The organism is Bradyrhizobium rifense, from assembly GCF_008123425.1.
Lineage (GTDB): Bacteria > Pseudomonadota > Alphaproteobacteria > Rhizobiales > Xanthobacteraceae > Bradyrhizobium > Bradyrhizobium rifense.
The window spans coordinates 1-4889 of record NZ_VSSS01000121.1; the positions used below are offsets into that span (position 1 = coordinate 1).

At 58.4% G+C, this 4889-nt stretch carries 6 protein-coding genes; all 6 read left to right on the forward strand.

All coding sequences use genetic code 11. The features are described from left to right. Positions 1 to 1204: 1204 nt before the first annotated feature. Positions 1205 to 1615: a hypothetical protein gene (locus tag FXB40_RS47170; protein ID WP_148779074.1), complete on the forward strand. Its 411-nt coding sequence runs from the start codon at positions 1205 to 1207 to the stop codon at positions 1613 to 1615. Positions 1616 to 1954: 339 nt separating this feature from the next. Next, positions 1955 to 2170: a hypothetical protein gene (locus FXB40_RS47175; protein ID WP_148779075.1), complete on the forward strand. Its 216-nt coding sequence runs from the start codon at positions 1955 to 1957 to the stop codon at positions 2168 to 2170. 198 nt (positions 2171 to 2368) lie between these two features. Next, positions 2369 to 2599: a hypothetical protein gene (locus FXB40_RS47180; protein ID WP_148779076.1), complete on the forward strand. Its 231-nt coding sequence runs from the start codon at positions 2369 to 2371 to the stop codon at positions 2597 to 2599. 164 nt (positions 2600 to 2763) lie between these two features. After that, positions 2764 to 3771 (forward strand): MBL fold metallo-hydrolase, encoded by a 1008-nt coding sequence (locus FXB40_RS47185; protein ID WP_148779077.1) that lies wholly within the window; start codon positions 2764 to 2766, stop codon positions 3769 to 3771. A gap of 375 nt (positions 3772 to 4146) precedes the next feature. After that, positions 4147 to 4557 carry a hypothetical protein gene (locus FXB40_RS47195; RefSeq protein WP_148779079.1) on the forward strand — a complete coding sequence of 137 codons (411 nt, stop codon included), beginning with the start codon at positions 4147 to 4149 and terminating at the stop codon, positions 4555 to 4557. Between the two features lie 124 nt (positions 4558 to 4681). After that, the coding region (locus FXB40_RS47200; protein ID WP_148779080.1) for a helix-turn-helix domain-containing protein at positions 4682 to 4889 on the forward strand (208 nt) is incomplete at its 3' end.

Sequence of the window (4889 nt, forward strand, 5' to 3'; positions counted from 1 at the left end):
CCAGCACTGTCACCGTAATTCTGTGTCATGTCCAAACCACCGAAATTCGAGTTCGACTTCTGGGGCTGCAGGGTTAGTGCCCAGGGCGTTATAGGTATCGTTGCCGCTGTCAGCGTGGTCGCGATGCTCCTGGCGTTCTATCGGTTCTGGGCTCGGAAAATATTTCTGGTGATGCTCGCTCTTGGGCTAACAGCGATGCGCCTTTAATTTTGCTCGGATAAGTCAGTCATTGACTGGCAATCCGTAGTTCCTTGGCAGGGAATAACGGCCCCGAACGTGTGCGTAAAAGCGAAGGCGGTCAAAGGCTTTAGCCCCATAGCGAAACTACGTGATGCCGAAGTGTGTCAGCGTGAAGCCGTAAGCCTCTGATATTGCTAGGGCGCTGTGTCAGTCATTTGACACGATTTGGCGGATAGCCCCTTCTCAATAAGCCCCCCGACGAATCGGCTCTCAAGATTTCAATGGAGAGCTACGTACATGTCGGACCATCAACTGCGCTTCAAAGGCCCCGGCTTCGATTTCGACGCCAAGGGTCCGTTCGGTATCCTCGCTGCCATTGTCATCGTCGCCATGGTGATGTGGTGGCTGCGCTAGGTCTTCGGGCGTCTCTCGTTTATCGACGGAAGCGGAAGGGGGCCGGTCTTGACCGGCAAGCCCGCTTCGTACCGGTTGGCGATGTCAATCAGCCGCTTCTTGTGAAGGGGTCCGCTTTATCCGCGAGGTCGCGGAATTACGGTGACAGTGTTGGACTGCACCCCTGAAGTGAGGGTTACGGTGACAGTGCACTTAACTCCAAGCGGGATGATGTGAGTTGAGTCACCGTAATTAATCCTTTGCAGCTATTAGAAGGGCTTAGCATCCGCGATAGCGTGCAACGTCAATTTGTGCACCGTCCACCGTAACTCCGAATTGTTTGTGCGACATTCTGACCAATATGAAGGTCATTTAGTCGAGCGCAGGATCATCCTGTAGCCCTCTTTAAAGCTGCCTTTCGAGACGGGCGTGCCGACGCTCCGTTCAAGGTGATGGCGGCGGGGAATGCCGTCGGCAGGCATCATACTCACCTAAACCGAAAATCTTCTTGTGCCGGTCTCTTCGTAGGCATCCGCAATACGCGCGGGTGCGGGAAGCGCCCGATTGTGCAGGGAACGCCTCGATTCGCGGCGCCCGCATTGGCGGCCGCGTCTGCCGACGGAGGCTCATCATGACAGCCATATTTGCCTTGTTTTTTTATTTGCTATTTTTGCCTTTGGTTTTTGCACACGAACACACCAATGCCGTACCGGAGATCGACCGGAAGTTTCTCGACCATCTTCAGCGACCGGACAACCGTCCTAATGAGCGTATCGACGAGAAGTCCAAATCATGCTGCACGGACAAGGATGCCGTAAGCGTCGAATACAAGATGGTCGTGCTCGAAGGCGCTAAATATCCGGAGCCTGAGTGGTACGTGTGGATTGAGGCGCATAACCCCGACGGCACACCGAGTGGATACAAGTGGGTGAAAGTGCCACCAGAGAAGATCGTAGAAGAGTATTCGCCTTCAGGCCAAGCATACGTTTATCTTATGGCGTACACCATCCAATGCTTCGTGCGCCCACAGACGCGGTATTAAAGACCTAACGGCTGAGCATCTCGGTAAGATGTTTGCGCTCTCGGGTACCGCCAGTGATCTCGTGCCGTCCTGGAATGGCGGCGCGAAGACTGCGGCTCTCGATGCTGACCGAGATCGACACCCGCCGGGGCGCCTGGTTTCGCGACAGCTGATGGGACGATACGGCAGGCCGCCGCGTCTGGAGCTGGCACGTTCCTGACTTTCGTCTAGGACACCGAGATGTACCCTGAAGAGTAACTCCACACCTTTCCGTCGCGTTAAAACGGTTGGGAAAAAACGGCAAAACGAGAGGAACGGTGAAACCTGGATCGGGTTGATCTAACATCGTGGAGCGCTTCGATGGACAGAACCTCGATCTATGATGAGTTGAGCCGTGTTGAGCGCGAAGTGGTCGCAGCAGAGCGCCAGCTTGCAGAACAGGAGCGACTGGTTCTCGACTTGAAACGGGAAGGTCAACCAATCGCAAGCGCTGAAAAGGAGCTGGAACGGCTGCGTGAACGCCAGCGCCAACGCGACCAAGACCGTCAAAGGCTCCTATCACTCCTGCAGCCCTGAGACAGCGAAATACACCTCTCGAAATCGCAACTTATTTGTTGGTGCTCCCTGACGAGGTGATTTGAGTTGGCAGTAACGGTTGAAGAGTCCAGATGTGACGTTCGATAACCGCCCTCAGCGGACTCCAGCACCGCGCGCGGGAGGCGGCCAACGCGCTGGTCGAGCACTTGTGCGCATCTGCGGGGCAAGGACGATGGAGTGACCCAGATTGCGCCGATCCGGGAGCGCTTCCCGCGTTTCGCCGAATTGCTCGACAATCCGCCGGGGGCCGACCTGTTCGCCGAGCTTCGCGCTGCGGAGAGCATTGGCCGGCCGCTCGGAGATGACCGTTTTCTCGCCCGCCTCGAGCGGCTGACCGGGCGGCCTCTAAAACCAGCCAAGCGCGGACCGAAGCCGCAGGACGAGCAGGGTGGCGACGACAAGAATTGAGTGCACTCAACCGCTCGCATGCCGAGAGCTCAACTCCAGTGTTGGGATCGATGACCAGCGCGTGAAGGTCCGCCGATGGACCGTTGCAAGTCGAAGAGGCTCATCTACAGTATTGGGGAGTTCTCTTGGTAACTCCCCTGGCCCTCGCAAATGCCGGAGATGTCATGACCTTCATATCTCGTCGTGGACTATTGGCTGGTGGCGCGGCACTGGCTGCTGCAACGGATTTGCCGTTTGCCGGGTCGTCCCGTGCCGCGGCCCCGCTGGCCGGACAACAGGCGCCGGGTTTCTATCGATACCAGGTCGGGGATTTCGAGGTCAGCGTGATCTCGGATGGCGCGGTCAGGTTTCCGGTTGAAGGCTTCGTGACGAATGCCAGCACCGATCAGGTCAAGGCCGCTCTCACGGCGGCGTTTCGCAGCACGGATGGGTTGACTGTCCCGTTCACGCCGATCGTCGTCAACACGGGCCAAAAGCTGATCCTGATCGACACCGGTCTTGGCGATGCCGCGGTTGACCGCACGAAAGGGACCGCGGGCCAGTTCGCGGCCAATTTGAAGGCTGCGGGCCTCGATCGCAAGGATATTGACGCCGTCGTCATCTCCCATTTCCACGTCGACCATGTCGATGGCCTGCTGACTGCGGACAACAAGCCGGCGTTTCCGAATGCCGAGATTTTCGTGCCGGCCGCCGAACTCAAGTTCTGGATGGACGACGGCGAGATGAGCCGTGCGCCGAAGGGGCGGATCGAAGGGCTGTTCAAGAACACCAGGCGGATCATCGCAGCGCTCGGCGGCAAGGTAACGCCATTCGAGGCCGGCAAGGAGGTCGTGCCGGGCAACGAAATCGTGCCGGGGCTCACTGCCGTTGCAACACCGGGGCATTCCGTCGGCCACACGTCGTTTGTTCTATCCTCCAGTGGCAAGAGCGTGTTCGTGCAGGGCGACGTCGCCCATATCCCGGTGCTGTTCGTCGAAAATCCCGGCTGGCACGCCGCGATCGATCAGGACCCGGTCATGGCCGAAGCCACTCGTCGCAGAATCTACGACATGCTGGTGGCGGAGAAGATGCTGGTTCAGGGGTTTCATTACCCATTCCCGGCCCTTGCCCATGTCGAGCGGACCGCAAATGGGTATCGCGAAATTCTGGTGCCGTGGAGCACCAGCATCTAGGCAGCTCTGGCTCGCGGCGTCGCGGTCATGATGCGGGCAGGGCCCGTCGTGCCCGCATTGTCATTCCCGGTTATTCCCACCACGTCACCCAGCGCGGCAGCGGACGGTCACGCACGTTCTCTGGGACGGCGACCATGCGCTACTGTCACCGCAGCTGCCATGGAGATGGTCCTAGCGTTCGACGTGCAATCCAAACATCATACAACTGCCACACAATGACGCTACGTTGAACCCCTGCATGCAAATCGATGCTGAATGCACTGCGGACGCCACGGCACCTACGGGGCCGGGACGACCGGATCATTTTGCCGTGTTTAGCAGGGCGCCATCGCGCGTCGCGAAAAATCAGAAACAGACGCTGCCAGGGAGATCAACGTGGCAAGCCTTCCCCTCATTGTGCTCAATCAAACGAACAACACCCTGGTCGTCACCGGCTCGCGTGGCAGTGATCTCAGCCATGTGGCGATCAATACCGACATCCCGCCGCTAGGAGGCAAGATCGTCGCCTACTTCAACACGCCCGGCAATATGCACGACAATTGGGACTGGGTTTACCTGACGGATCTCGGGACGCAGGCGAAATACCAGATCTACGTCGAATGGAATCGGATCGTGAACAACGACACCTATGCGTTCTTCGGATACTACAATGCCGACAGCTCGCAGCAGAACGGCAACCCGAGCCCGTTTCCCGCCGACTGCGCGATGACGAGCTTCATTTCGTCGCCCAACTCCGGAAGCTTTCCCGTCTACATCCTGACCAAGACGCCGACCGCTCAAGGCTGAGCCGCCTCGCGTCGTCGTCGGTCGGTTGATCAGCGGAGTTGCGGTGACCGTGCAGTCCAGCACTGGACTGCACCCCTGAAGTGAGACACGATAATTACAGTGACAGGCATTCCGAGGATGACCTGTGGCAGGACGAGCAAAGAAGCGTCAGTTTCCGACGGCTTACAAATTGAAGGCGATCAAGCGGGTTGAGCGGGGCGAAGGCGTCCTCCCTGTAGCCCGCGAGCTTGGAATCTCCCGCAAGATTCTCCATGACTGGATCAAAGCCTGGAACGCCGATGGGCCGGACGGTTTGAACCGGAAGCCCGGACCCAAACCTGGCCCCCGCAAGC